The following is a 23,274-nucleotide window of genomic DNA, read 5'->3' as shown; positions in this document are numbered from 1 at the left end:
CATTTGTACATCTAGAGTTTTATTTTCTTATAGTCAAACGTTAAATCCAATTTAAAGTCTCAGTACCAGCTTTCTGCCTGCAGTATCTTTGCAGTATGAAAAATAAGAGGGTTTTAATTACTGGGGCAACGGGCTTAATTGGAAAAGAAATTGTGAAGCAATGCCATGATGAAGGAATTAAGGTTAACTATCTAACAACTTCAAAAGCTAAACTATCAGTTGATGATGATTATAGAGGATTTTTGTGGAATCCTGCCAAAGGCGAAATCGATAAATCTTGTTTGGAAGGGGTTGACGCAATTATAAATCTCGTAGGAGCCTCAATTTCTAAGCGATGGACGCCAAGCTATAAAAAGGAAATCTTAGAGAGCCGTACAAAATCTTCAGAGCTTTTACAACATACCATAAGATTTAATAATTTTACTATTCAGCACGTAGTGTCAGCAAGTGCTATTGGAATATATCCTTCTAATCTTACCAAATATTACGACGAAGAAACAGATGAAACCTCAGGGTCTTTTTTAGGTGAAGTAGTTGAGGCATGGGAGGCTGCTGTAGATGGGTTTAAAGATTTAGGGTCGAAATTAACAAAAATACGCATTGGTTTAGTTCTTGCAGAAGATGGTGGCGCATTGCCAGAAATTGTTAAGCCTGTAAGAATTGGCGCTGGCGCCGCCTTTGGAAGCGGAGAGCAATGGCAAAGTTGGATTCATATCAAAGATTTAGCTCAAATATTTCTGCATACGCTTACTAATGGTCTAGAAGGTGTATATAATGGTGTAGCTCCAAACCCTGTAACTAATAATGAGTTAACAAAGTCTGTTGCTGAAGTTTTACAAAAACCTTTAATCTTACCTAATATCCCAAAATTTGCAATGAAATTGGCCTTAGGCGAAATGCATATCCTATTATTTGAAAGTCAGCGTGTTTGTGCAAAGAAAATTGAGGATAAGGGATTTCAATTTAGATTTGCCAATCTAAAACCAGCTTTAGAAGATTTATTGCTCTAGCCAAAAAAGCTTATTTGGTGCTGAAATTTAAAGATAAATATTTGTGACTAATCGCTCCACTGTAGGGTGCTCACTACCACCAGAAGGTTCTACGGTAATATTTAAGGATTCTGAGTGATTAATGTAATTCATGGCTAACAGCGGTTGGGTTTTATCAATTATACCCATATTAATCATTTCGCCATCAACATCGGCCCACATTTGGTAATCGTGATCAGCATCTAATTCTGGAAGCCCTTCTGTATTAATAACTACGGATTTTATGTTGTGATTAACATAGCTCACTAACTTTCCGTCAGGCATTAAATCGTTGCCTTCTAAAACATATTGTTTAGTCTCTGGATGCGATAGTACCGCATAAAACTCCGAGGATTCCTTATAGGTCTTGCTTAATTGGTCTAATTTAGAATTGAGCTCTTTTTTGTCAGTTTGAACGGTTTGGAAGTCTGATTCGAGCTTATTTAATTGAGAATACAACCAAATAGAACTCACTAAAAGCAATCCTGCAAAACTCGCTGCGATACCAAAATAAAATTTAAAAGAATTTGAACTTGGGAAAGCCTTTTCGTTTTGAAGTGAGGATTTAGATTGTCTTATATCTTTAATTAAATTGTCCTTAACAGATTTTGGTGGGGTTATAGCATTCTCAAATCCTAACTTTTCAAAATCTGCTTCAAGTATATCAAAATGCGCTTTTAGTTCTTTATCGGAAGCTAAAACCTGCTCAATATACTTTTCGTCACTTGGATGTAATTCTCCAAGAATGTATTGTTCTAAGATGCCGTCTTCTATAATGTTTTTCTTATCTCCCATCATCATTAAACATGTGTCAACATTAACAGAACAAATGAAACTGATTTGGTATAAGAAGTCCTTAGTTGTTTTAGGGCTTGCTTAATGTAAGACTTAAACGTTCCCAAGGGTACTCCCATTTCTTCGTGCGCCTCTCTGTGCGTTAACCCTTTAAAATAAACCATTTCAATAGCTATTTTATGATGGTCTTTCAATTTTGTAAGGGCACCTTTCAATTCTAAATGCTCTGCGTCAAATGAAATTTCTTCTTCTTTTTCTTTATATACACTAAAATCATCGGTTTGGATGAGCTTTATAGGTTTTCTCAAAAGATTTAACACCTTATTTTTTGCAATTCTATAGACCCAAGTGTAAAATCGCCCCTTGTCAGCATCGTATTGATATGATTTTTCCCAAACCGTTATAAAGGTTTCTTGAAGTAGGTCTTTAGCCTTACTCTCATCCTTGATCATTTTTAGGATAACACTGTAAATAGCACCAGAATACTTATCGTATAATAAGGCTAAAGCGCGCTCATCTTTTTGCTGTAGTTGTGTTATGAGCGTTTTATCGTCTTGCATTAGTGTTAAAGATTTCCCAAAAATAGGCTTTGTCTCATCCATCTCAAATGAGCATGTGTAAATATAAATGAAAGCACTTCAAAAAATAAAAAAAGTGTAAAAATAGTTTAACCTAAAATTTAAAAAATTATGAAGAAGTTTATTCTAGTATTAACCACTTTTGTGGCATTTACGGTAAGTCAAAACGCTACAGCGCAAAAAACAATTGTAGATGTTGCAGTTAGTAACGACAATTTTTCAACATTAGTAACTGCATTAAAAGCAGCGGATTTGGTAGGTGCATTGCAAGGAGATGGACCATTTACAGTATTTGCACCAACAAACGATGCTTTTGCAAAAGTAGACAAGAATGCTCTAAACAGTTTATTACAACCAGAGAATAAAAAAGCACTAGCTAACGTGTTAACTTACCATGTAATTCCGTCAAAATTAATGGCAAGTGATGTGGTTGCTGCCCTCAAAAAAGGAAACGGTAAAGTCGAAGTTAAAGCGTTAAACGGACAAGTTTTAACGGTAATGCAAAAAGACGGTAAAATATGGTTGAAAGACCAAAACGGCAATTACAGTGAAATCACAGCGACAGATGTAAAAGGAAGTAATGGAGTGATTCATGTAATTGATACTGTGGTAATGCCTAAATAAGTTTTAGTGTATTAATAATTTCAGTATTACCGCAGGTTGCTATTGATCAGATTTTGTGGTTGATGGTTTATGATTAATAGCAGCGGCAATTTATTTTTAAATTGCTATGAAAAGGAAAGCACCCGAGAAATCGGGTGCTTTTTATTTTTAAGTATGTAATAAAACAGAACTTAAATATTAAGTTTAAGCTCTTACGTATTTAGTTGGAGTTTAAACCAGAATCTTGAAATAAGTTCTAAATTTTATTTTTTAGGTTTAATAGGATATTTTTTCATCAACTTTTTAACGTTTTTTGGAATAGTTTTTTCACGTTTCTTAGATTTTTCGTTGACTTTTGAAGTTATAACACCTTGCCAGACCAGTTCTTTGCTACTGCCATTGTACATGTCCATTACAAAAGTTCCTTCTTTGTAATCATAATCTGAGTAAGTTGTATTTGCAGAGCCCATACCTCCATAACCCCAGCCCCAACGTCCGCGATATCCCATGCCTGTATTATAGGTTGTGTAGGCCGTGGTAGTGGTTTTTTCTTGTACAACTATAAAAAGTGTAATATCTAAATCGGCATTGGATTTCACTGCACTCATGGACCGTGCCTCAAGCTCTGCATTAATAGCATTTAGAATACGTTGTTTATCAAAATCGTTTAGAATTTTGTCACTATTTTCTTGCCACCCAACAATTCTATAGGTTTTAAACGCTTCAAAATCCGTGTCTTTGTTGTAATCTGCTTTGACCTGAGCATTAATAGTAATACTGAAAAGAAATACCAAAAGAAATAAATTTATAGTTTTCATAGAGTTTTAAAAATTTTAACGTTGAAATATTTTAAGTATACAATCTATAAATATTTTGCTTGAGAAACAATAACTGTTTGTAATTATCTCCATTGTAACATATTATTCATCAATTAAGAGTATTGAGTTAAAACTGCAATTTTGAATAAAAAAAACACCTGTACACGGGCAGGTGTTTTTAAGTAAATTAGTTATGATACTATGCTTTTTGGGCCACTAAAGTTACTTTAAGTTCAATGTCATCGTTAATGAACTTATCTCCTAAATTGTCAAAAAACGATTTAGACCCATATTTAATGTTCCATTTAGAGCGATCAATAGTAAAGGTTTCGCTAGTTAAAGTCATCATGTCACCTTCCATTGATGTTGTTACAGGAAAACTTATGTTGTTGGTAGCATCTTTCATGGTTAGATTACCAGAAAGCATGGTTTTACCATCAACAGTAGAAATACCAGTTACTTCAAATTTTGCATTAGGATAAGTTGCAACATCAAAAAAGTCGGCACTTGTAAGGTGGCCTCTAAGATCGGCATTACCATCCTCTTCTTTAGGGATGTCTAATACATCAATACTTGCCATATCAATGGTAAAGTTTCCACTTTCTATCTTACCATTGGCAATGTTAACGGTACCTTCGGAGACATTTATGGTACCATTATGTGATCCTGTTGGTTTAAATCCTTTCCACTCAATAACGGATTTGTTGTTAACAGCAGTGAATGTTATTGCAGAAGCTTCTGCAACCGCAGCTTCTTCTGCTTCTTTAGTTTCGGCCTCTTTGGCTTTATCTTTACAACTCGAAAATGTAACAATAGCTACTAAGGCTATAATTTTAAGGAATGAAGTTTTCATAATAATTATTTTCTTATGGTTTAGGGCGCAAAGGTAGCTATAAGAAAGGCACTACATTGATAAAAAAATGTTAATGACATTTTGACATTATTACAATAATGGCAGTACTTTTGCCAACCTGTATAAGATGACTTTAAACAAGAACTCAAAATGAGTAAAAAAGACAAAAAAATAAAAGCAGAAGAATCGCACATAGATGATGCGGCAACTGCGACCGCTGAATCAGAAGTAAAAGAGTCTGAAAAAGCTCAAAACACCGAAGAAAAGTTGCAAGATCAACTGGCTGAAGAAAAAGATAAGTTTATGCGGCTTTTCGCAGAATTTGAAAACTACAAAAAGCGCACCTCAAAAGAACGTATGGATTTATTTAAGACCGCTAGCCAAGATGTAATGGTTGCTTTGTTACCTGTTCTAGACGACTTTGAACGCGCTTTATTACATATAGAAGAGGATAAGGAGGCTGAAGAATTAAGAAAAGGGGTGTTATTAATATACAACAAACTTGTAAACACTTTAGAACAAAAAGGATTGTCTAAAATAGAGGTTAGTAAAGGTGATGATTTTAATGCAGATGACCATGAGGCAGTGACCCAAATACCTGCACCAAGTGAAGATTTAAAAGGCAAGATTATAGATGTTGTAGAAAGAGGTTATAAATTGGGAGACAGGGTTATACGTTTTCCAAAAGTGGTTATCGGACAATAAATAAGAGCTCTAAGTACACCTGCATAAATTATGAAAGAAGATTTTTACGATATACTCGGTGTTAGCAAAAATGCATCGGATTCTGAGATTAAGAAAGCCTATCGCAAGATGGCTCTAAAATATCATCCAGATAAAAACCCAGACGATAAGGAAGCCGAAGAAAAATTTAAGAAGGCAGCTGAGGCTTATGAAGTATTAAGCAATCCAGACAAAAAAGCAAGATACGACCAGTATGGTCATCAGGCATTTGATGGTGCAGGAGGCTTCGGAGGTGGCGGTATGAACATGGATGACATTTTCAGCCAATTTGGTGATATTTTCGGAGGTGCATTCGGAGGAGGTGGATTCAGTGGCTTTGGAGGAGGCGGGCGCCAGCGCGTCGCTAAAGGAAGCAACCTGAGAATTCGTGTAAAGCTAACCATAGAAGAAATAGCTAACGGTGTAGAGAAAAAAATTAAAGTAAAACGCAAGGTGCAAGCGCCTGGCACTACTTATAAAACATGCAGCACATGTAATGGTAGTGGGCAAGTTACTCGAATAACCAACACAATTTTGGGTAGAATGCAAACGGCTTCACCCTGTCAAACGTGTGGCGGTGCTGGCCAAACTATAGACAAAAAGCCTGATGGTGCAGATGCTAATGGGCTAATGGTTTCAGAAGAAACCGTTACTGTAAAGATTCCTGCAGGTGTTGTCGATGGCATGCAACTTAAAGTTACCGGAAAAGGAAATGATGCCCCAGGAAATGGTATAGCAGGTGACCTTTTGGTGGCCATACTAGAACAAGAACATCCAACATTAAAACGCGAGGGTGATAATTTACATTACGATTTATATGTAAGTGTGCCTGATGCCGTTTTAGGCACATCTAAAGAAATTGATACAGTCTCTGGAAAAGTCCGCATTAAAGTTGAAGCTGGTGTACAATCTGGAAAGATTTTAAGGCTTCGAGGTAAGGGGATTCCGAGTATTAATGGATATGGTAAAGGTGATTTACTTGTTCATGTAAATGTGTGGACGCCAAAAACTTTGAATAAGAAGCAAAAAGAGTTTTTTGAAAGTATGAAAGAAGACGAACATTTTGCACCAAAACCAGAAAGTTCGGATAAGTCTTTTTTTGAAAAGGTAAAAGATATGTTCTCTTAAAAACTGTCTGTTTAAGAAAAAATACTATCTTTGACTTATCGCTAATGCTAATTAGCGGTAATTTTTCTTTTTCATAGCAATTTTTTCCCATCCTTATCTTGTATAAGGGTGGGTTTTGTTTTTTAAGACTCTTTTTTTAAGAACATTTTAGGCTCTAAACTAGATGTAATTGGTTCTGGTATTCATCTTTATAGTTACCCTTAGATTTGTTTGGGTTTTTTATTGTAAACCTTTTAACTTTAATATCTTTACAGACTAACCGACGAAAATTTCAATATACATGAACGACTTATTAGTAGCTGATTCTGTATCCAAGAGTTACGGAAATTTTAAGGCGCTAAATGAAGTATCAATTGCGGTGCCAAAAGGTAGTATTTTTGGTCTTCTTGGTCCTAACGGTGCTGGTAAAACAACATTGATTAGAATAATCAACCAAATTACAATGCCAGATGAAGGTACGGTTGCTCTAGATGGTCAATTCCTGAGAGCAGAACATATTAAGGATATTGGATATTTGCCTGAAGAAAGAGGCCTCTATAAGTCCATGAAAGTTGGCGAACAGGCTCTGTATTTGGCCCAATTAAAAGGATTATCTAAAGTTGAGGCGAAGAAGCGATTAAAGTATTGGTTTGATAAACTCGAAATAGGGGATTGGTGGAATAAAAAGATTCAAGAATTAAGCAAGGGGCAGGCGCAAAAGATTCAATTTGTGGTTACCGTTTTGCATAAACCGAAATTACTCATTTTCGATGAGCCTTTTTCTGGTTTTGATCCAATAAATGCTAACCTTATTAAAGATGAAATTCTACAGTTGCGAAATGAAGGAGCTACGGTTATTTTTTCTACCCATCGTATGGAATCTGTCGAGGAACTTTGCGATCATATTGCGCTCATTCATAAATCGAATAAAATTCTAGATGGTCGACTCAATGATATTAAACGCAAGTTTAAGACCAACACATTCGAAATTGGATTACAGTCTCAGGACCCTAATAAGATTATGTCAGAAATCAAAGAGAACTTTGAGGTGTTGCCCGCTACCTTTAAGAACTTGCATGATGATATAAAAATTAATATAAAAATAGATGCCTCAACGTCACCAAATGACTTGCTCTCTTATTTAATGACGAAGGCTGAAATTCATCATTTTGTAGAGGTGTTGCCATCTGCTAATGATATTTTTATTGAAACTGTAAAAAATAACTGATAATGAATCATTTACCGCTCATTATAAAACGAGAGTATCTCACTAAAGTGAGAAATAAGTCATTCATAATTATGACCTTTTTGAGTCCACTAATAATGATTGGGCTCATCGCTCTAGTAGCTTATTTATCGCAATTAAATAAAGATAAAGAACGCACTATCTCCATACTTGATGAGTCCGGTTATCTCGGGGATGTTTTCAAAAATTCCGAGAACACAACATACAATTATCTGTTGGGAATGGATTTGGAAACAGCCATAACTCTCGTTAAAGAAAAGGAGGATTATGGGTTGCTCTATGCAAGCAAGACGCTCTCATTGGATGATGTTTCTGGTAGCATTAAGTTTTACTCTGAAGATTCACCTTCTATAACAGTAATCTCAGGCATAGAGAGTAAAATAGAACGCCATTTAAGGGAAGTGAAACTGCAAGCAGACGGTGTTTCTTTAGAGCAAATAGAGGCTTCTAAAACTCAAGTCAGTATAGCGCAAGAAAGTTTTGAGGGTAAAAAAAGTTCTAAGCTAGATAACATTGTTAAACTCGCTTTTGGCGGCTTAGCAGGCTATTTGTTGTTTATGTTCATTATTATTTATGGAAATATGATAATGCGAAGCGTTATTGAAGAAAAAACAAGCCGAATAATTGAAATTATAATTTCTTCAGTTAAACCAATTCAATTGATGCTTGGAAAGATAATTGGTACATCCTTAGCAGGCGTAACACAGTTTGCTATTTGGGTAGTTCTAGGAGGTGTTTTGTTGACTGTTGTTACCGCTATTTTTGGAATTGATATGTCTCAACTTCAATCACCGCAACAAGACTTGGTGAATCAAGCCATACAGAACCAAGGTGCACAAGCCATGGCAGAAAATATGATTATTGCAGTTAGTAATTTACCAGTTATCAATCTTGTTATTGCCTTTTTATTTTTCTTTATTGGTGGGTATTTGCTCTATAGTTCTTTGTACGCAGCTATTGGAGCTGCGGTAGATAATGAAACAGACACACAGCAGTTTATGTTACCCATTATTATGCCCTTGGTTTTAGCAGTATATGTTGGGTTTTTTACGGTAATTGAAGACCCTCATGGAACAGTTTCAACAGTATTTTCGTTCATTCCTTTTACGTCTCCAGTAGTAATGCTTATGCGAATTCCATTTGGTGTACCTATTTGGCAACAAGCCTTGTCGCTCATCATACTTGTTGCAACTTTTGTATTTACGGTTTGGATGGGAGCAAAAATATATAGAGTTGGGATTTTAATGTATGGCAAAAAACCAACTTATAAAGAGCTTTTCAAGTGGATAAAATATTAATCCAAATAAGAACATATTTTAATGTTAAGAATATAATATTAGATTTCTAAATAATGCAAGAGATAAAAGACATATTAAATTATACCTTTCATTTTTCGGAAAATATTTCCATAAGTGTAAAGGGAATTCTATTTGTCTCGGTAGTTATTTTGATTACCTCTATTATCCTAAAAGGAATACGTCGATTAATAACCCGAAACTTACCTACCGATGATAAAGCTAAGTTTGTAAGTCTTTTTTCATATGGTAAATGGGTTATTTATTTAATCATTTTTTTAATAACACTCAATACCATAGGCGTTAATGTTAATAGCGTTTTAGCCGCTTCAGCAGCATTGCTTATTGGCATTGGTTTAGCCCTCCAAACTTTTTTTCAAGACATTATTTCTGGGGTTTTTATTTTACTCGACCAAACAGTACACGTCGGCGATATTATTGAAATAGATGGTAAAGTTGGACGCGTGGAAGAAATTAAGTTAAGGACAACAAGAGCGGTCACTATAGACAATAAGGTTTTGGTCTTACCTAATCATTTATATCTTACAAATTCGCTTTTTAATTGGACACAGAACGGTACCTTAACACGTGAGTCTGTTGAAGTTGGAGTGGCCTATGGTAGTGACGTAGAATTAGTGAAGAAAATATTATTACAAGTTGCAAATGAAAATACGGACGTTTTAGAATTACCAGAACCTACGGTGCTTTTTACAGATTTTGGGGATAGTTCATTAAATTTTAAACTTATTTTTACACTCAACGATAGTTTTAAAGCTCCTTTTCCTAAAAGTGATATACGGTTTGCAATCGACAGATTGTTTCGTGAAAACAATATTACAATTCCGTTCCCTCAACGTGATGTACACATCTTCAATCAAAAATAGGGCGTACGGTTTATGAGTAATAAAATTAATTTGAAAGCCCTTGTAATTATTGTTGTAGGCTGTTGCATGCAGTTGCTTAATGCGCAATTAACTGATTTGGCTAGGCTGGAGTATTCATTTATACCAAGTAGCCGCTCAGAAGATCAGTATACAAGGCTCAGGGCTATGCTTAACTATCCCATAAAAATAAAAAATGACAGTTACTTTATTGTTGGTGGTGAGTATAATCGTATTATCCTTAATCTAAACGAACCATATCCTTTTGATACGAGGATCATTGATCGTCTCCATATTATTGACCTTAATCTTGGATACACTTTTAAAACCAGCGCGTATTGGCGTTTGGGCTTTCAATTTAACCCTAGAATTGCATCAACCTTAGAAACGAGTATAACAAATGAAGATATTTTTTTTAATGGTGGTGTCTTCGCCATTCATGACAAGACTGATGCTACGGATGTAGAGCGTCCTTTCAGGCTTATTGTAGGTTTAACTTATAATACTACCGTTGGTATACCTTTTCCTTTGCCTTTTGTTAGCTATTACAGAAAAATAAATCAAAAGTGGAGCTATACCGCTGGAATCCCAAAATCTAATGTTAAATATTTTGTTACTGAAAAAGCAATAATACAGACATTCGCTGCCTTAGACGGTTATTTTGCTAACTTGCAGCAATCCATAATTGTCAATAGAAAAAAGGCAGAAAACATATCTTTATCTGTTGCCGTAGCAGGTTTGGGGTTTGAATATTTTTTAACCAAACATCTTGTAGCCTATACCTACACCGGTTATACATTTCGTTTGGATAACGTTTTAAGAAACAATGATAGAGACGAGATATTTAGATTAAATAATCTCAATGCATTTTATTTAAGAACTGGAATTAAATTTAAAATCTAGTATGTCAAAAATTTTAATCATCGAAGATGAGGCAGCAATAAGACGAGTTTTGGTCAAAATTCTGTCAGAAGAGAACAAAACATATAGTGTAGAAGAAGCTGAAGACGGATTAGTTGGTATTGAAAAAATTAAGAAAGGCGATTATGATTTAGTCCTTTGCGATATTAAAATGCCAAAAATGGATGGTGTAGAGGTATTGGAAGCGGCAAAAAAGCTAAAACCAGAAATTCCAATTGTTATGATTTCTGGTCACGGTGATTTAGATACAGCTGTAAATACCATGCGACTTGGAGCTTTCGATTACATTTCTAAGCCACCAGATTTAAATCGTTTATTAAATACTGTAAGGATTGCGCTAGATAGAAAAGAGTTGGTTGTAGAGAACAAAATGCTAAAGAAAAAAGTTAGCAAAAATTATGAAATGATTGGTGAAAGTAAGGCTATTGATCGAATAAAAAATATGATCGATAAGGTTGCGCCGACGGATGCTAGGGTACTTATCACAGGTCCAAATGGTACCGGGAAGGAACTGGTTGCGCATTGGCTACATCAAAAAAGTGAGCGAAGCAAAGGACCAATGATAGAAGTAAATTGTGCTGCAATACCTTCCGAGTTAATTGAAAGCGAGTTATTTGGGCATGTAAAAGGCGCTTTTACATCTGCTAACAAGGATAGGGCAGGTAAGTTTGAAGCTGCAAATACAGGAACAATTTTCTTAGATGAAATTGGCGATATGAGTCTTTCTGCGCAGGCCAAAGTACTGCGAGCACTTCAAGAAAGCCGTATTCAACGTGTAGGTAGTGATAAAGATATTAAGGTTGACGTAAGAGTGGTTGCTGCAACAAATAAGAATCTTAAAAAGGAAATTGAGGAAGGAAAGTTTAGGGAAGACCTTTATCACCGCTTGGCGGTTATTTTAATTGAAGTGCCTTCGTTAAACGATAGGAGAGAAGATATTCCTTTACTGGTTGATTATTTCGCTAATAAAATATCTCAAGAACAAGGGAATACAAAGAAATCATTCTCGGCAAAAGCGATTAAATTACTTCAGAATTATGATTGGACGGGCAATATAAGGGAATTGCGCAACGTGGTAGAACGTCTCATTATTTTAGGAGGTAAAGAAGTAAGTGAAAGTGATGTTAGTGCTTTTGCATCTAAATAAAATGCTATGAAAGATATAAATATTAACGATTTTAGAATTTCATCTCAAATTAGAATACAGGATTTGCCAACAGCGGTTGACTTAGAAACTGATAAGAAGCACATTGAAAAGGCGTTAAGAAAGGTCAGTGAAGACCTCGCAGAAATCCAAAATACAATGTACGCACATGGCAAATATGCTGTTCTTATGTGTATACAGGGTATGGACACCGCAGGTAAAGACAGCCTAATAAGAGAAGTTTTTAAAGAGTTCAACGTAAGGGGAATCGTAGCACATAGTTTTAAAAAACCATCTCCAAAAGAGTTAAGGCACGATTACCTATGGCGTCATTATAAGGCGCTTCCAGCACGTGGTAAATTTGGTATTTTTAATAGAACGCATTACGAAAATGTTTTAGTTACGCGTGTACATCCCAAGTATTTGATGTATGAGAATATGCCTGATATTTTGAGTGTTGATGATGTAAATGAGAGTTTTTGGGATAAACGATTTAATGAAATTAATAATTTCGAAAAGCATATTGCTGAAAACGGAACTATAATATTTAAATTCTTTTTAAACATATCAAAGGATGAACAAAAATTCCGATTACTAAGACGTCTTAATAAACCCAATAAACATTGGAAATTCTCATCAGATGATTTAGATGAGCGTAAACTATGGGATAAATACCAGACTTGTTATGAAGATATCCTAAACCGAAGTTCTAAACCACATGCGCCATGGTTTAACATCCCAGCAGACGATAAGCCTACGGCAAGGTATTTAGTGGCAAAGATTATGTATGATACCTTAAAGAACTTTAAGGATATTCAAAATCCGGAGCTGCCGGCAGACGAAAAAGCAAATATTAATTATTATAAGAAACAACTAGAAAATGAATAAGACATTACTCTCTTTCAGACTAGCGCTAATTTGTTGTACGTTTGGCCTCTTGTTTTTCAGTTCAAATTTAAATGGACAATCAGATGAAGCGTCTATTAAAACATTCTACGACACGTCTTTAACTAACGGAATGAGCTATAATTGGCTAGACTATTTATCTAATACCATTGGAGGTCGATTATCAGGTTCTAAGAACGCAGAATTAGCTATCGAATATACAAAATCAGAACTAGAAAAGCTTGGGCTAGATAGAGTATGGCTTCAACCTGTTATGGTACCAAAGTGGGTTAGGGGAAATCAAGAAATGGCATATTTTGAGTCTAATGGAGTATTGAAAAAAGTCAATATTTGTGCTCTCGGCGGTTCTGTTGCTACACCAAATGGTGGGTTGAAAGCTAAGGTTCTTGAAGTGGGCTCTTACAAGGAATTAGCTGATTTAGGAGAAGAAAATGTAAAAGGTAAGATTGTATTTATAAACAGGGCACTACAACCAGAACTTATTAACACATTTCAGGCCTATGGAGGTTGTTCATCTGAGCGTTATAGAGGTGCGGCAGAAGCGGCCAAATACGGAGCCGTTGGCACTATCGTACGATCATTGAGTTCTAGACAAGACGACTATCCACATACAGGAAGTATGGGTTATGGTGATTTGCCAGTTAATCAGAGGATACCTTCTGCAGCGATTAGCACCAATGATGCAGTCATATTAAGTGAAGCGCTTAAAACAGATTCTAATCTAGATTTTTATTTCGAACAGAATTGCCAACAATTTGATGATGTCCTATCTTATAATGTTATTGGAGAGATGCGAGGAACGGAGTTCCCTGAAGAGTATATCGTTGTTGGAGGTCATTTAGATTCTTGGGATTTGGGTGACGGTGCTCATGATGATGGTGCTGGTGTAGTACAATCTATGGATGTTTTGAGATTATTAAAAGAAAGTGGCATCAAAACAAAAAGAACCATTCGCGTTGTGCTCTTTATGAATGAAGAGAATGGTTTGCGAGGTGGAAGAAAATATGCTGAAGAAGCAAAAGCCAATAACGAAAAGCATGTTTTTGCTTTAGAAAGTGATGCAGGTGGTTTTACACCAAGGGGATTTAGTTTCGATTGTAGCGATGTAATGTTTAATAAGGTGCTAGGATGGCAACCCTTATTTAAACCCTATTTGATTCACTATTTTGAAAAGGGTGGAAGTGGAGCAGATATAGGGCCTTTGAAAGATGGCAATGTTGTATTGGCTGGTCTGAGACCAGATTCACAACGTTATTTCGATCACCATCATGCTGCAAACGATACATTTGAACATGTTAATAAACGCGAATTAGAATTAGGAGCGGCAACTATGACGTCATTAGTTTATCTTATAGATAAGTATGGAACAGATACCATTTCAAAAAATAAAGAAATAAAGGATTGATGAAAATGACTAGAAGTTTTATTCTTGCTGCATTTACCGCACTATGTTCAGTGCTTACGGCACAAGATACATCTGAGAATCTACCCTTTAAAAACATCCCTGAATATCCCAATACCTTTAATGAGGGTACAGTTGCTGCAAGATTGGTAGATGCTTTAGGGTTTCGATTTTATTGGGCAACAGAAGGACTTACGAAAAAAGATTTAGACTATAAACCAAATGATGACAGTAGATCAACAATTGAGACAATAGACCATATATATGGGCTATCAAAAATTATTGTAAATTCTACTTTACAGAAAAATAACGAACAACAAAAGGAAAACCTAAGTTATCAGGAGCTTAGGCAGAACACTCTAAAAAATTTAAAAAAGGCCTCGGACATACTACGTCAATCACAGGATATTTCCCAGTTTACTATTAAATTTGGTAGTACAGAATATCCATTTTGGAACCAAATCAATGGACCAATATCAGATGCCATTTGGCATTGTGGGCAAATCGCAATTAATAGAAGAAGTTCTGGCAATCCAATTAATGCAAAGGTCAATCATTTTTTGGGGCAGGTATCCAACTAGGTCCGTGAACACGTTTATAATAGCGTCCTTGTTTGAGCTTTTTACGTTTTTGTCCTTTAAATTTAAATGGGATTGAAACGCTTCCCGCTTTTAAAAGTACAAAATGTAGATGTGGGGTTGTGGTAAAGCCTGTCATCCCAGATATACCAATTGGTTGACTATCTTCAATGCGTTCACCGACGTCAACAAGAGCACCTTCAAAATCTAAATGGACATAATGCGCTAAGCTACCATCATCGTGCACCACAATGATTTTGTTTCCTTTATCGGCGCATTTAGAAGAGCGGCAATATTCTTTAGAGTCTTCTTTGACAAAAACTACTGTTCCAGGGCGGGCTGCCGTAATAGTGTCACCAATTTGGGTTCCGATATCTATGGCATATTTGGAGTGAGTTTTATAATGCGAAAACTTACCGCCAAAGCTCTGAACTATTTTGTAGCGTTTACCTCTAGGGAATGGCAAAGAATATCTGTAATCTTTATCTATTTGACTGTTTGGATCTCCAAATGTGCCCTTAAATTCAATAAATCTGGTAACGTCAATCGCTGAAGTATCCTTTATCTTGCTTATTGGTAATGCTACAGCATTTTTCAAAGTATCTTTATATTTTACAAGTCCATATGGATTGACCTTTGTAAACCCTTTGGTGGAATCTAACGGTGTAAGATGTAGTTCTAGAGGAACTAAAAAAGGATTAACAAAGCTAATATAAACTGTGTCATTTTTAAGTACAGTTGTCCGTTTTACAGATTGACCAAAACAGTAACTGTTGATTATTAAAAGAATCAAACCTATGAAGTAAGGTCTTTCCATACCTTAATTTAGAAATTTTACTAAAATTAGTTAGACAATTTGAATTTTCAAAAACGTATAGAATTGGGTATAAAGCACTATGTTGTCAAAAATTTGTTATTCTAGAAGGGCTACATGTCTTCAGTCTCGTTGTTTTTGTCTTTTTTCTTTATTTTTAAATAGGCCGATAGCAATCTCATACCTAATCTTGCAAAAAGGATTATGGCAATAACCATTACCACATCAAATCCTGACATATTAATTCATTTAGTTGTTTAAATATAACCTAAAAGTCTATTGATTAAATGACTTTATGCCAGATTTAACGAATAGCTTTTAGTCTTTAACAACCCTTAAGCCTACGAAGTTGGATTTTATCATTTGAGTAGTATTACTGTCGTAATAGTCATAAGCGCTGTATCCATAAATACCATCGTTGTAATACTCTGCAACATTTCCGCCTAAATCATAAATCGTTGTTGAATTCACCTTAAATCCTTTCATGGTACCAACAGGTTTTAACAATGTAGATTTAACCATTTGCACTTTAGCTTTTAACTGCTCCGCATCGGCCGGTACTAGGTCGTATCCAGCCCAAGTATTCAATGTGTTTTCTGATTTTGCAGCTTTGTGAGCATAGTTATGTAATTTTTCAGCTTCCTTTTGATTTGGTAATCTGTAGGATTCGCCTGTGTGCTGAGATAACCACTTTAAATATCCATTGGCTTGGGTTCTATTTACAACAGCAGGTAAATTATCTTCGCCCACATTAAATGTAAATTCGGTGTCATAACTTTTAAATTGGGCATTAGTCACTTCAAACCGCCCAATAGTTAATGAATCTTCAGAGATTTCAACAGTTTCTGGAATTAAAGAGCCATTTAACATTTTACCATAAAGCCCATTTATCTTATTAGCCTTCTCTAAGGCTAAAAGACTTGCCAACGGGCTGTCTTTTTTAAAGGCTTCATTTTCATCACTTTGTTTACCAAGAAGGTATGTGTCTATCCATGCTAATTCCTCCTTCATTTTGCGGAGTTGATGTGTAATCTTACCTAGGCCATGTGGTTGACCAGGGAACCATAGAAACTTAACTGGAGCTTGTCCAACTTGTTGTAATCCTCTATAATATTCCCAACCTTGGTCTCTAGGAACAGCGCGGTCTTCACTGCCGTGGAAAATGATGGTTGGTGTTTTTATTTTTTCAATTTCAAATAATGGAGATTTTAATATATAATTCTCGTTATATGGTTTCCCATTGCGGTCGTCCCAAGGGGCACCACCAAAATAATGTTGGTCAAAACTTACTCCAAATCCGCAGGTACCATAATCTGAAGTCCAATTGACATCACCAGCTCCTGGTGCAGCAACTTTGAACATATCTGGATACCTAACCGTGAGCATGGTGGTAATAATGGCGCCATTAGACCATCCCATGGTACCAAGTTTGTCCTTATCAACTTTACCTTCGTCAGATAAAATATCAATAGCCTTTATGATGTCTTCCATTTCTGGTTCGTAATAATTCTCGCTAATGCTTTCAACAAAGGCCAAACCGTGATTGCTAGAACCATGATAGTTCGGTTTTAGAACAAACATGCCGCGTTGCGCTAAGATGTTTGGATAGGTACTCCACCGTTCTGACCAAGAATCTAAGTCTACACCAGCAGGACCACCGTGAATAGATAACATTATTGGGTAGCGCTTACCTTCCTCGTAATTTTCGGGATAGTATAAAATTCCTGTCACCTCTTCATCATTATACCCTTTCCATACCATTACCTCACTTTTGGTAATTGGTTTATTGCTTAGTGATGTATTCAATTTTACTAACTCTGTTTCATTAGATAGTTTATGTTCATCAAGTTCGGAAAGGTGATAAGAAGGTAATCGTGAAGCCGTTGAATATTCATATACTATATGTTTGCCATTGTCTGCAATGTCTAAAACTCTTACATGGTCATTTTTCTCTTTAAAATCGACAGCCTTCTTTTTCCAAGAATTGCCATTCTTTTTGTAATAGGCGAGTCGCCTAGTGGCTTTATTGGCCAAGGAAACCATTACATCATCCCCAACAACACGGTAGCCACCTGCATGACCGAGTTCCCAGTCTAAATCTACTTTGGTACTCGACATAGATTCTAAATTAAAATAATAGAGTTGGTTAATACCAGAACCATTGTATTTTGGGTTGTTTCCAAATTCTGAAGAAAAGTAGAATCCTTTGTGGTCATTGGTGAATTCAAAACCATAGGTAGGGTAATCAAACTCTTTTAGGATTTGAACAGTCTCTCCAGTCTCTAGGTTTTTTAAATATTGAAAAGGGTCTTTCTGCGCATCTGAAGCATAACTTCTGCTGCGTTGTACACCGTAAACTAACCATTTACCGTCTTTAGAAATCGAATATCCAGTTAGCGGTTTTTTATTAGTTGTAAGACGTAATATACGTTTATCTTTTAAAGCGTAGCTGTACACATGATTTGGTTTCCAATGCAAGGTGTCTTCGACTACGATAACATTGTCTTTAAGCTTTTCAGCTTCTTGTTCGTAAAGTGATTTTCCGTCATTAGACCTAAAAATAAGTGTGTTTTCATCTTTCCATGCAATACCAGAAATACCATTTTTAAACTCGTTGACTTCAATAGCTTCACCACCATATATACTCAGTTTCCATAACTTCTTTCCTTTGTCTCTAGATGATAAGAAATAGATGTTCTCTCCATCTTTTGAAAACAGTGGGCTGTAGTCATTTTCATCTCCGTTAGTTAATGGAATGGTTTTGTAGGTATCACCATCTTTAATGTCTAAACGTGTGAGGTATATGTTTGAGACAAAACGGTCTTTTTTCTTAACACCTTTACGCTTGGTCCATACAATCATGGAGTTATCTGGTGAGAACGATACCGAAGACATGGATTCCCTATTGATTATATTTTCTGGCGTCCAACGTGTCCCGTCATTTTTTTCTTGTCCGTAACTGGTAGAACAAAGTGCTATTAATAAAAATGTAATAGCAATCTCTATTTTTAATTTCATTGTGTGATAAATGTTATTTGATTAGTTGCCTTTAGCAGGTTCTGAAAATTTTGGAGGTTCAATTTTTAATTTCGGTCCAAGTTGTTTCATGAGTTCTGAAACGGCACGTTCAAGTTGAGGGTCTTTGTCGTTCTGTAAAGACTTAGCATCTTGACGCACCTCAATATCTGGAGCAATTCCTTTATTTTCGCCAATCCACTCATTATTTATTGGGTCAAAAACAGCATTATCCGGCGAGGTCACACGTCCACCATCTATAAGTAGATAATGCGTTGAAGATTTGACTAAGCCTCCCCAAGTGGTCATACCAATTAATTTTCCAGCTTTTTGTTGTCTAAATACCCAAGGGAAAAAATCACCACCAGAACCAGCGAGCTCATTTATTAATAACACCTTTGGTCCTAAAATTCCTGCTGGTAAGGTCATAGGCTTGCCATTAGGGACCTCATTTGTTAAGGCTGCCCTTAAACTACGTGTCATAAGGTCTACCATATAATCATCTAAAAGCCCTCCGCCGTTGAATCGTTCATCTATAACAGCACCTTCTTTATCTTGCTGAGCGAAGTAATAACGGTTAAAAGAAACAAAACCAGGACCTCCTGTATTTGGCACCCAAACATAGCCTAGTCTACCATTAGATAATTCATCGACCAATCTTCTGTTATCTTCAACCCAAGTGCGTTGACGAAGAGAATACTCGCTAGAAATCGGTTTAACAATCTCTGTCCAATGGTCTTTAAAGCTTGGTTTATCGTTAATATGAAGTGTAGTCTGTTTACCTACAGTTCCATCGAGATGCTCATATATATTATCACTACCGTTAAGTTCTTTCCCATTTATTCCAACAATATAATAACCTTCTTCGATGTTCATTCCAGGGTTATCTAATGGTCCTGTAAGACCTGGGTTCCAACTCTCCGTGGTATAAATTCTATTGATTTGCCACCTTCCATTATCAGGGTTTAAGTCTGCTCCTAACAAACCGACCTGATTTCTTTCGGTTTCTGGATAATCGCCACCTCCAACAAAACTGTGACCAACGGATAGTTCACCGTTAATTTGATCGATAACATAAGTGAGATCGGCTCTATGCTTTACAAAAGGTATAAGAGGTTTGTAGCGCTTATAGACTTTGTTCCAATCTCTACCGTGGGTATTAGGGTCATAGAAATAGTCTTTCTCATAGCGGATGGTCTCTTCAAAAATCTGTTCCCATTCCGCAGAACGATCCAGTTTCATTTGTAAGTTTACTTTAAGTGACTTAGCACCTTTAGCATTAGGTCCAGAAGTTTTGGCCACTTTCCAGTTACTACCAAATCGTGCTAATAGATGTTTTCCATTTGGAGTAACATAAACCGAACTTACATTGGCTGCAAACTCCTTCAACTCTTGATCTTTAAGAGTGAATTTATGCAATGTGGCGCCGCGACTATTAGGGATATTTTCAGATATAAAAATAGAACCTTTAGGACCTGCTATGATATTGCCATAATAGCGGGTAGGAATAGGAAGTGCTAAAGTGCGACGACCGATATCTTCAAAATCGATAACCATACCATCCTCTTTCTTTTCTTTTTCGTCCTCTTCTGAATCCTTTTTATCATCTTCTTCACTTTCGTCTTCAACCTCTTCTTCATCGCTTTTGGGTTTAAAAGGCGATGGGTCGTTTGCATCTAAATTAACGACATATGCTGCATAGGAGGCATCAGAGGTAATGGCACTTGTATTTGCCCAACCCGAACCTAATGCAACATTGGTACTAGCCAGAAAATACAATTGCTTGTTGTTTAAATCCCAAGCTGGTGAAAACGAATCTGCAAATTCATCTGTAATGGGAGTAGCTTTTTTATCTTGGATAGAATAGATTAAAATCTGTCTGAAATTATTAGAACTAGACTTTTCATAGGCAATCCATTTAGAGTCTGGCGACCATCTCAGTTGAATTCTACCACGATCGAGATTTGTGGTGCCTACATCGAATGTAGAGATTTTTTTAGTTTTAAGATTAACAAGTCTCAGTCTTACATCGTCATCTACAAAAGCAATGTAGTTTCCATCAGGTGACCATGAGGGATTCCATGCTAGCTTTGATTCGCCGATAGAGATTGATTCGGGCTCAGAAAGTCCGTCTTGCGAAGAAAGCATTAGTGCATATCCTTTTCTGTCGGCATCAGAAAACCAAGCAATTTTATCACCTTTAGGAGACCATAAAGGCCTTCTGTCTGCTGTACCTGAACTCTCTGTTATATTTCGTGAGTCACCAAATTCTAATGGTACAGTAAAAATATCACCTCTTGCATGCATTACAGCACGTTTACCGTTGGGAGATAGGGATACGTACCTAGAATCTCCGCTAACATTTTCCCATTTGGTTTCGGCCCATGGGAAGTCTCCAACAACATTAATGTTAAGCTGCTTTACTGCGCCAGAATTAATATCCATAGTATGCAGATAACCGTCGCGCTCATAAATCAGTGTTTTATCATGAGCTGAAATCCACTTTACATCTGAGCCTTTAAAATTGGTGACCTGTTGTAGTGATTTTGTTTCTGTATCATAGGACCAAATATTTGATGTCAAGTCGCGATCTGAAAGAAAATAAATCCCAGAACCAAACCATAAAGGTTTAATATCTGTGGTTTTGTTGTTAGGAAGCATTTCTTCAGATTGGGATGCTGTATCTAAAATAATCAATGGTGTATTTTGTCCACCTCTGTATGCGCGCCATTCTACATCCCAACGGTCCATTTTATCAATGATAAGACGTGTTCCATCTGGTGAAAATGCACCGTCATGACTCCATTGCTTTGTTAATAAAGTGGGTGAGCCACCTTTGACATTAACCGTATACAGTCTATTGTAGGGTCTAGGTGCTGTATCTCTTGAACTAGCTATTAGTATTGAGGTTCCGTCTGGATGCCATCCTCTAACTTCAGAACCAGAAGGATGCCATGTGAGTTGCTTTGGTTCGCCGCCCTCTTTAGAAACAACATATATTTGGTTTCTTCCGGATCGGTTAGATGTAAAGGCAATCCATCTACCGTCAGGGGAAAAATAAGGTTGTGATTCAACTGCAGCGGTACTAGTAATACGCTTTACATTAGATCCATTTCTATCTGCAATCCAAACATCACTACCATAGGTAAAAACAATGTTCGTATTGCTTAGATCTGGTTGTCGCAATAATCGCGTGCCTTGTGCAAAAAGAGGTGTGTTAAACACCCATAAAACAATAATGAAAAATGTACTTTTTAAGAAAAGCTTAGAATTTAAATTCATAATATTCGGTTGATTTTTTAGAGATTTAATTTACAAATAACTGAGCCACCATTTGTCTTTGTTAACTTTTTTATAGATCATATATTTTTTACAAATAGGGTAGAGGAGTAATACAATTCCTATCCACACCACATAAACTGTTAAAAGAGAATAACCATAACCCTGGAGTGCTCCAGACATTAGTTTGTTGTCATCAAGAATCATCAACTTCCAGTCTTTGCCAGTAATGATTAATCCAATAATGGCTGCGATATGAATAACAAAGATGTGAATGATATAATAGAAGAACGGAACACGACCAAAAACTGTTAGGAATTCCGTAAATTTTGATTTAAAATCTTCTATAAAAGCCAATACTAAAAATGTAGGTCCCAATGTAATTAGTAAATAACACAAAGAGGGAGGATACTTATTTACGTTAAAAAATGAGATGAACGTTTTTTCTGAAGTGGCTTGTACGGTCCAAGGAACAGGGTCAGCATAGATATTTAATCCCCTTAATGTAAAGAACAAAATCACCGAACTAAACCCTAAATACAACAGTATTTTTTTGCGTTTGATTTTTGGAAAATCTATATTGAATAATTGTCCAAAACAATACCCTAGGAGCATAGTTCCGATCCAAGGTAAAACAGGATAGGCGAACCAAACGAATCTATTTGGACTTAACGAAAGGCCATTGGGCTGATGCAAAATGTACCAAATTATAGACTTCAAAGATTCGCCCTGCATAGTAATACCATCTAATGCATTATGTCCGAGAACGATAATCGAACCAATAACCAGAACAATTTTTTTAGGAAGATAAATGACGAGACCAAGTACAATCATACTAAATCCAATGGCCCAAATAACTTGAAGATTAATAAAGCTATAAGTAACATCAAACCACCATAATAAATTATTTATAGCGATTTCTACAAAAATCAACCATAAGCCGCGAGTCATTAAGAATTTAGAAAGCTGAGGTTTAGACTTGTTTCTTCCATACAAAAAGGCTGAAGTGCCAGCTAAAAAAACAAATACAGGTGCACAGAAATGTGTAATAAACCGAGTGCTAAATAGAATAATGTTAGTGGACTCAAAGTTTTCTGGGTAGTTAGTGGTTAGGGCATTAATATGAAAATAATCTCTTACATGATCAAGAGCCATTAGTACCATAACGAGGCCTCTAATAACGTCTATAGAGCCAATTCTAGAAGTTTTGATTGATAACATAAAGTCTCTTTACAATAAAGACTAAGGGCACATAAAGGTAATAAAAAAAGCATTGCAGATATTGCAA

Annotated in this window: 21 protein-coding genes; 12 read left to right on the top strand and 9 right to left on the bottom strand. The window is 36.0% G+C overall.

Translation table 11 applies throughout. From position 1 onward, the window contains the following. Positions 1-95 precede the first annotated feature (95 nt). Positions 96-1,010: a TIGR01777 family oxidoreductase gene (locus tag J4050_RS05715; protein WP_208153165.1), complete on the top strand. Its 915-nt coding sequence runs from the start codon at positions 96-98 to the stop codon at positions 1,008-1,010. Between the two features lie 27 nt (positions 1,011-1,037). Here J4050_RS05715 and J4050_RS05710 read toward each other — a convergent pair whose 3' ends face one another. Further along, positions 1,038-1,829, bottom strand: a complete 792-nt coding sequence (locus J4050_RS05710) for an anti-sigma factor (protein ID WP_208153163.1) — start codon at positions 1,827-1,829, stop codon at positions 1,038-1,040. Next, positions 1,829-2,383: an RNA polymerase sigma factor gene (locus tag J4050_RS05705; RefSeq protein WP_208153161.1), complete on the bottom strand. Its 555-nt coding sequence runs from the start codon at positions 2,381-2,383 to the stop codon at positions 1,829-1,831. Before J4050_RS05705 ends, J4050_RS05710 begins: the two co-directional genes overlap by 1 nt. Positions 2,384-2,512: 129 nt before the next feature. On the opposite strand from J4050_RS05705, the gene J4050_RS05700 reads away from it, so the two are divergent. Next, on the top strand, positions 2,513-3,025 hold the full coding sequence (locus J4050_RS05700; protein ID WP_208153159.1) for a fasciclin domain-containing protein: 513 nt from the start codon (positions 2,513-2,515) through the stop codon (positions 3,023-3,025). 242 nt (positions 3,026-3,267) lie between these two features. Here J4050_RS05700 and J4050_RS05695 read toward each other — a convergent pair whose 3' ends face one another. Both J4050_RS05695 and J4050_RS05690 read right to left on the bottom strand, forming a co-directional pair. Further along, positions 3,268-3,822 carry a DUF4136 domain-containing protein gene (locus tag J4050_RS05695; RefSeq protein ID WP_208153157.1) on the bottom strand — a complete coding sequence of 185 codons (555 nt, stop codon included), beginning with the start codon at positions 3,820-3,822 and terminating at the stop codon, positions 3,268-3,270. Between the two features lie 199 nt (positions 3,823-4,021). Then, complete coding sequence (locus J4050_RS05690; protein ID WP_208153155.1) at positions 4,022-4,675, bottom strand: YceI family protein; 654 nt, start codon at positions 4,673-4,675, stop codon at positions 4,022-4,024. A 150-nt stretch (positions 4,676-4,825) separates the two neighbouring features. On the opposite strand from J4050_RS05690, the gene J4050_RS05685 reads away from it, so the two are divergent. The 10 genes from J4050_RS05685 (at position 4,826) to J4050_RS05640 (ending at position 14,881) form a co-directional block, all read left to right on the top strand. Further along, positions 4,826-5,380, top strand: coding sequence for a nucleotide exchange factor GrpE (locus J4050_RS05685; protein WP_208153153.1), 555 nt, complete (start codon positions 4,826-4,828; stop codon positions 5,378-5,380). Between the two features lie 30 nt (positions 5,381-5,410). After that, positions 5,411-6,526, top strand: coding sequence for a molecular chaperone DnaJ (gene dnaJ, locus J4050_RS05680; protein ID WP_208153151.1), 1,116 nt, complete (start codon positions 5,411-5,413; stop codon positions 6,524-6,526). Positions 6,527-6,806: 280 nt separating this feature from the next. Then, positions 6,807-7,733 (top strand): ABC transporter ATP-binding protein, encoded by a 927-nt coding sequence (locus J4050_RS05675; protein ID WP_208153149.1) that lies wholly within the window; start codon positions 6,807-6,809, stop codon positions 7,731-7,733. A gap of 2 nt (positions 7,734-7,735) precedes the next feature. Further along, positions 7,736-9,049, top strand: coding sequence for an ABC transporter permease (locus tag J4050_RS05670; RefSeq protein WP_208153146.1), 1,314 nt, complete (start codon positions 7,736-7,738; stop codon positions 9,047-9,049). Positions 9,050-9,102: 53 nt separating this feature from the next. Further along, positions 9,103-9,930, top strand: a complete 828-nt coding sequence (locus J4050_RS05665; RefSeq protein WP_208153144.1) for a mechanosensitive ion channel family protein — start codon at positions 9,103-9,105, stop codon at positions 9,928-9,930. A gap of 12 nt (positions 9,931-9,942) precedes the next feature. Next, positions 9,943-10,830, top strand: coding sequence for a DUF6268 family outer membrane beta-barrel protein (locus J4050_RS05660; protein ID WP_243878559.1), 888 nt, complete (start codon positions 9,943-9,945; stop codon positions 10,828-10,830). A gap of 1 nt (position 10,831) precedes the next feature. Continuing rightward, complete coding sequence (locus J4050_RS05655) at positions 10,832-11,995, top strand: sigma-54-dependent transcriptional regulator (RefSeq protein ID WP_208153142.1); 1,164 nt, start codon at positions 10,832-10,834, stop codon at positions 11,993-11,995. Between the two features lie 6 nt (positions 11,996-12,001). Beyond that, positions 12,002-12,880, top strand: a complete 879-nt coding sequence (locus J4050_RS05650; protein ID WP_208153140.1) for a PPK2 family polyphosphate kinase — start codon at positions 12,002-12,004, stop codon at positions 12,878-12,880. Beyond that, positions 12,873-14,303 carry a M20/M25/M40 family metallo-hydrolase gene (locus J4050_RS05645; RefSeq protein WP_208153138.1) on the top strand — a complete coding sequence of 477 codons (1,431 nt, stop codon included), beginning with the start codon at positions 12,873-12,875 and terminating at the stop codon, positions 14,301-14,303. Before J4050_RS05650 ends, J4050_RS05645 begins: the two co-directional genes overlap by 8 nt. Next, positions 14,303-14,881 (top strand): hypothetical protein, encoded by a 579-nt coding sequence (locus J4050_RS05640; protein ID WP_243878558.1) that lies wholly within the window; start codon positions 14,303-14,305, stop codon positions 14,879-14,881. The genes J4050_RS05645 and J4050_RS05640 overlap by 1 nt, the downstream gene beginning before the upstream one ends. Here the strand turns inward: J4050_RS05640 and J4050_RS05635 are convergent. The 5 genes from J4050_RS05635 to J4050_RS05620 all read right to left on the bottom strand — a co-directional run bounded on the left by J4050_RS05635 (position 14,850) and on the right by J4050_RS05620 (position 23,207). After that, entirely contained in the window at positions 14,850-15,695 is an 846-nt protein-coding gene (locus J4050_RS05635) for a M23 family metallopeptidase (protein WP_208153136.1), read from the bottom strand. The genes J4050_RS05640 and J4050_RS05635 overlap by 32 nt on opposite strands. 110 nt (positions 15,696-15,805) lie before the next feature. After that, the gene (locus tag J4050_RS15355; protein ID WP_279588371.1) at positions 15,806-15,931 is read right to left on the bottom strand and encodes a hypothetical protein; all 126 of its coding nucleotides are present in this window, start codon (positions 15,929-15,931) and stop codon (positions 15,806-15,808) included. A 79-nt stretch (positions 15,932-16,010) separates the two neighbouring features. Continuing rightward, entirely contained in the window at positions 16,011-18,710 is a 2,700-nt protein-coding gene (locus J4050_RS05630; protein WP_208153134.1) for a S9 family peptidase, read from the bottom strand. Positions 18,711-18,731: 21 nt separating this feature from the next. Beyond that, a complete protein-coding gene (locus tag J4050_RS05625; protein WP_208153132.1) occupies positions 18,732-21,989 on the bottom strand; it encodes a S41 family peptidase in 3,258 nt (1,085 codons plus the stop codon). 30 nt (positions 21,990-22,019) lie between these two features. Further along, on the bottom strand, positions 22,020-23,207 hold the full coding sequence (locus tag J4050_RS05620) for an acetyltransferase domain-containing protein (RefSeq protein WP_208153130.1): 1,188 nt from the start codon (positions 23,205-23,207) through the stop codon (positions 22,020-22,022). Positions 23,208-23,274: the final 67 nt, after the last annotated feature.

The sequence above is a fragment of the Winogradskyella pelagia genome (assembly GCF_017581965.1).
GTDB classification, from domain to species: domain Bacteria; phylum Bacteroidota; class Bacteroidia; order Flavobacteriales; family Flavobacteriaceae; genus Winogradskyella; species Winogradskyella pelagia.
Note: the sequence above shows the minus strand (reverse complement) of the source record. Positions and strands in the feature narration are given on the sequence as shown.

What these genes read in the sequence shown, in the direction of transcription:
- J4050_RS05715 (WP_208153165.1), top strand. Translation starts at nt 96, where the DNA reads ATGAAAAATAAGAGGGTTTTAATTACTGGGGCAACGGGCTTAATTGGA.
- J4050_RS05710 (WP_208153163.1), bottom strand. Translation starts at nt 1,829, where the DNA reads ATGATGATGGGAGATAAGAAAAACATTATAGAAGACGGCATCTTAGAA.
- J4050_RS05705 (WP_208153161.1), bottom strand. Translation starts at nt 2,383, where the DNA reads ATGCAAGACGATAAAACGCTCATAACACAACTACAGCAAAAAGATGAG.
- J4050_RS05700 (WP_208153159.1), top strand. Translation starts at nt 2,513, where the DNA reads ATGAAGAAGTTTATTCTAGTATTAACCACTTTTGTGGCATTTACGGTA.
- J4050_RS05695 (WP_208153157.1), bottom strand. Translation starts at nt 3,822, where the DNA reads ATGAAAACTATAAATTTATTTCTTTTGGTATTTCTTTTCAGTATTACT.
- J4050_RS05690 (WP_208153155.1), bottom strand. Translation starts at nt 4,675, where the DNA reads ATGAAAACTTCATTCCTTAAAATTATAGCCTTAGTAGCTATTGTTACA.
- J4050_RS05685 (WP_208153153.1), top strand. Translation starts at nt 4,826, where the DNA reads ATGAGTAAAAAAGACAAAAAAATAAAAGCAGAAGAATCGCACATAGAT.
- dnaJ (WP_208153151.1), top strand. Translation starts at nt 5,411, where the DNA reads ATGAAAGAAGATTTTTACGATATACTCGGTGTTAGCAAAAATGCATCG.
- J4050_RS05675 (WP_208153149.1), top strand. Translation starts at nt 6,807, where the DNA reads ATGAACGACTTATTAGTAGCTGATTCTGTATCCAAGAGTTACGGAAAT.
- J4050_RS05670 (WP_208153146.1), top strand. Translation starts at nt 7,736, where the DNA reads ATGAATCATTTACCGCTCATTATAAAACGAGAGTATCTCACTAAAGTG.
- J4050_RS05665 (WP_208153144.1), top strand. Translation starts at nt 9,103, where the DNA reads ATGCAAGAGATAAAAGACATATTAAATTATACCTTTCATTTTTCGGAA.
- J4050_RS05660 (WP_243878559.1), top strand. Translation starts at nt 9,943, where the DNA reads ATGAGTAATAAAATTAATTTGAAAGCCCTTGTAATTATTGTTGTAGGC.
- J4050_RS05655 (WP_208153142.1), top strand. Translation starts at nt 10,832, where the DNA reads ATGTCAAAAATTTTAATCATCGAAGATGAGGCAGCAATAAGACGAGTT.
- J4050_RS05650 (WP_208153140.1), top strand. Translation starts at nt 12,002, where the DNA reads ATGAAAGATATAAATATTAACGATTTTAGAATTTCATCTCAAATTAGA.
- J4050_RS05645 (WP_208153138.1), top strand. Translation starts at nt 12,873, where the DNA reads ATGAATAAGACATTACTCTCTTTCAGACTAGCGCTAATTTGTTGTACG.
- J4050_RS05640 (WP_243878558.1), top strand. Translation starts at nt 14,303, where the DNA reads ATGAAAATGACTAGAAGTTTTATTCTTGCTGCATTTACCGCACTATGT.
- J4050_RS05635 (WP_208153136.1), bottom strand. Translation starts at nt 15,695, where the DNA reads ATGGAAAGACCTTACTTCATAGGTTTGATTCTTTTAATAATCAACAGT.
- J4050_RS15355 (WP_279588371.1), bottom strand. Translation starts at nt 15,931, where the DNA reads ATGTCAGGATTTGATGTGGTAATGGTTATTGCCATAATCCTTTTTGCA.
- J4050_RS05630 (WP_208153134.1), bottom strand. Translation starts at nt 18,710, where the DNA reads ATGAAATTAAAAATAGAGATTGCTATTACATTTTTATTAATAGCACTT.
- J4050_RS05625 (WP_208153132.1), bottom strand. Translation starts at nt 21,989, where the DNA reads ATGAATTTAAATTCTAAGCTTTTCTTAAAAAGTACATTTTTCATTATT.
- J4050_RS05620 (WP_208153130.1), bottom strand. Translation starts at nt 23,207, where the DNA reads ATGTTATCAATCAAAACTTCTAGAATTGGCTCTATAGACGTTATTAGA.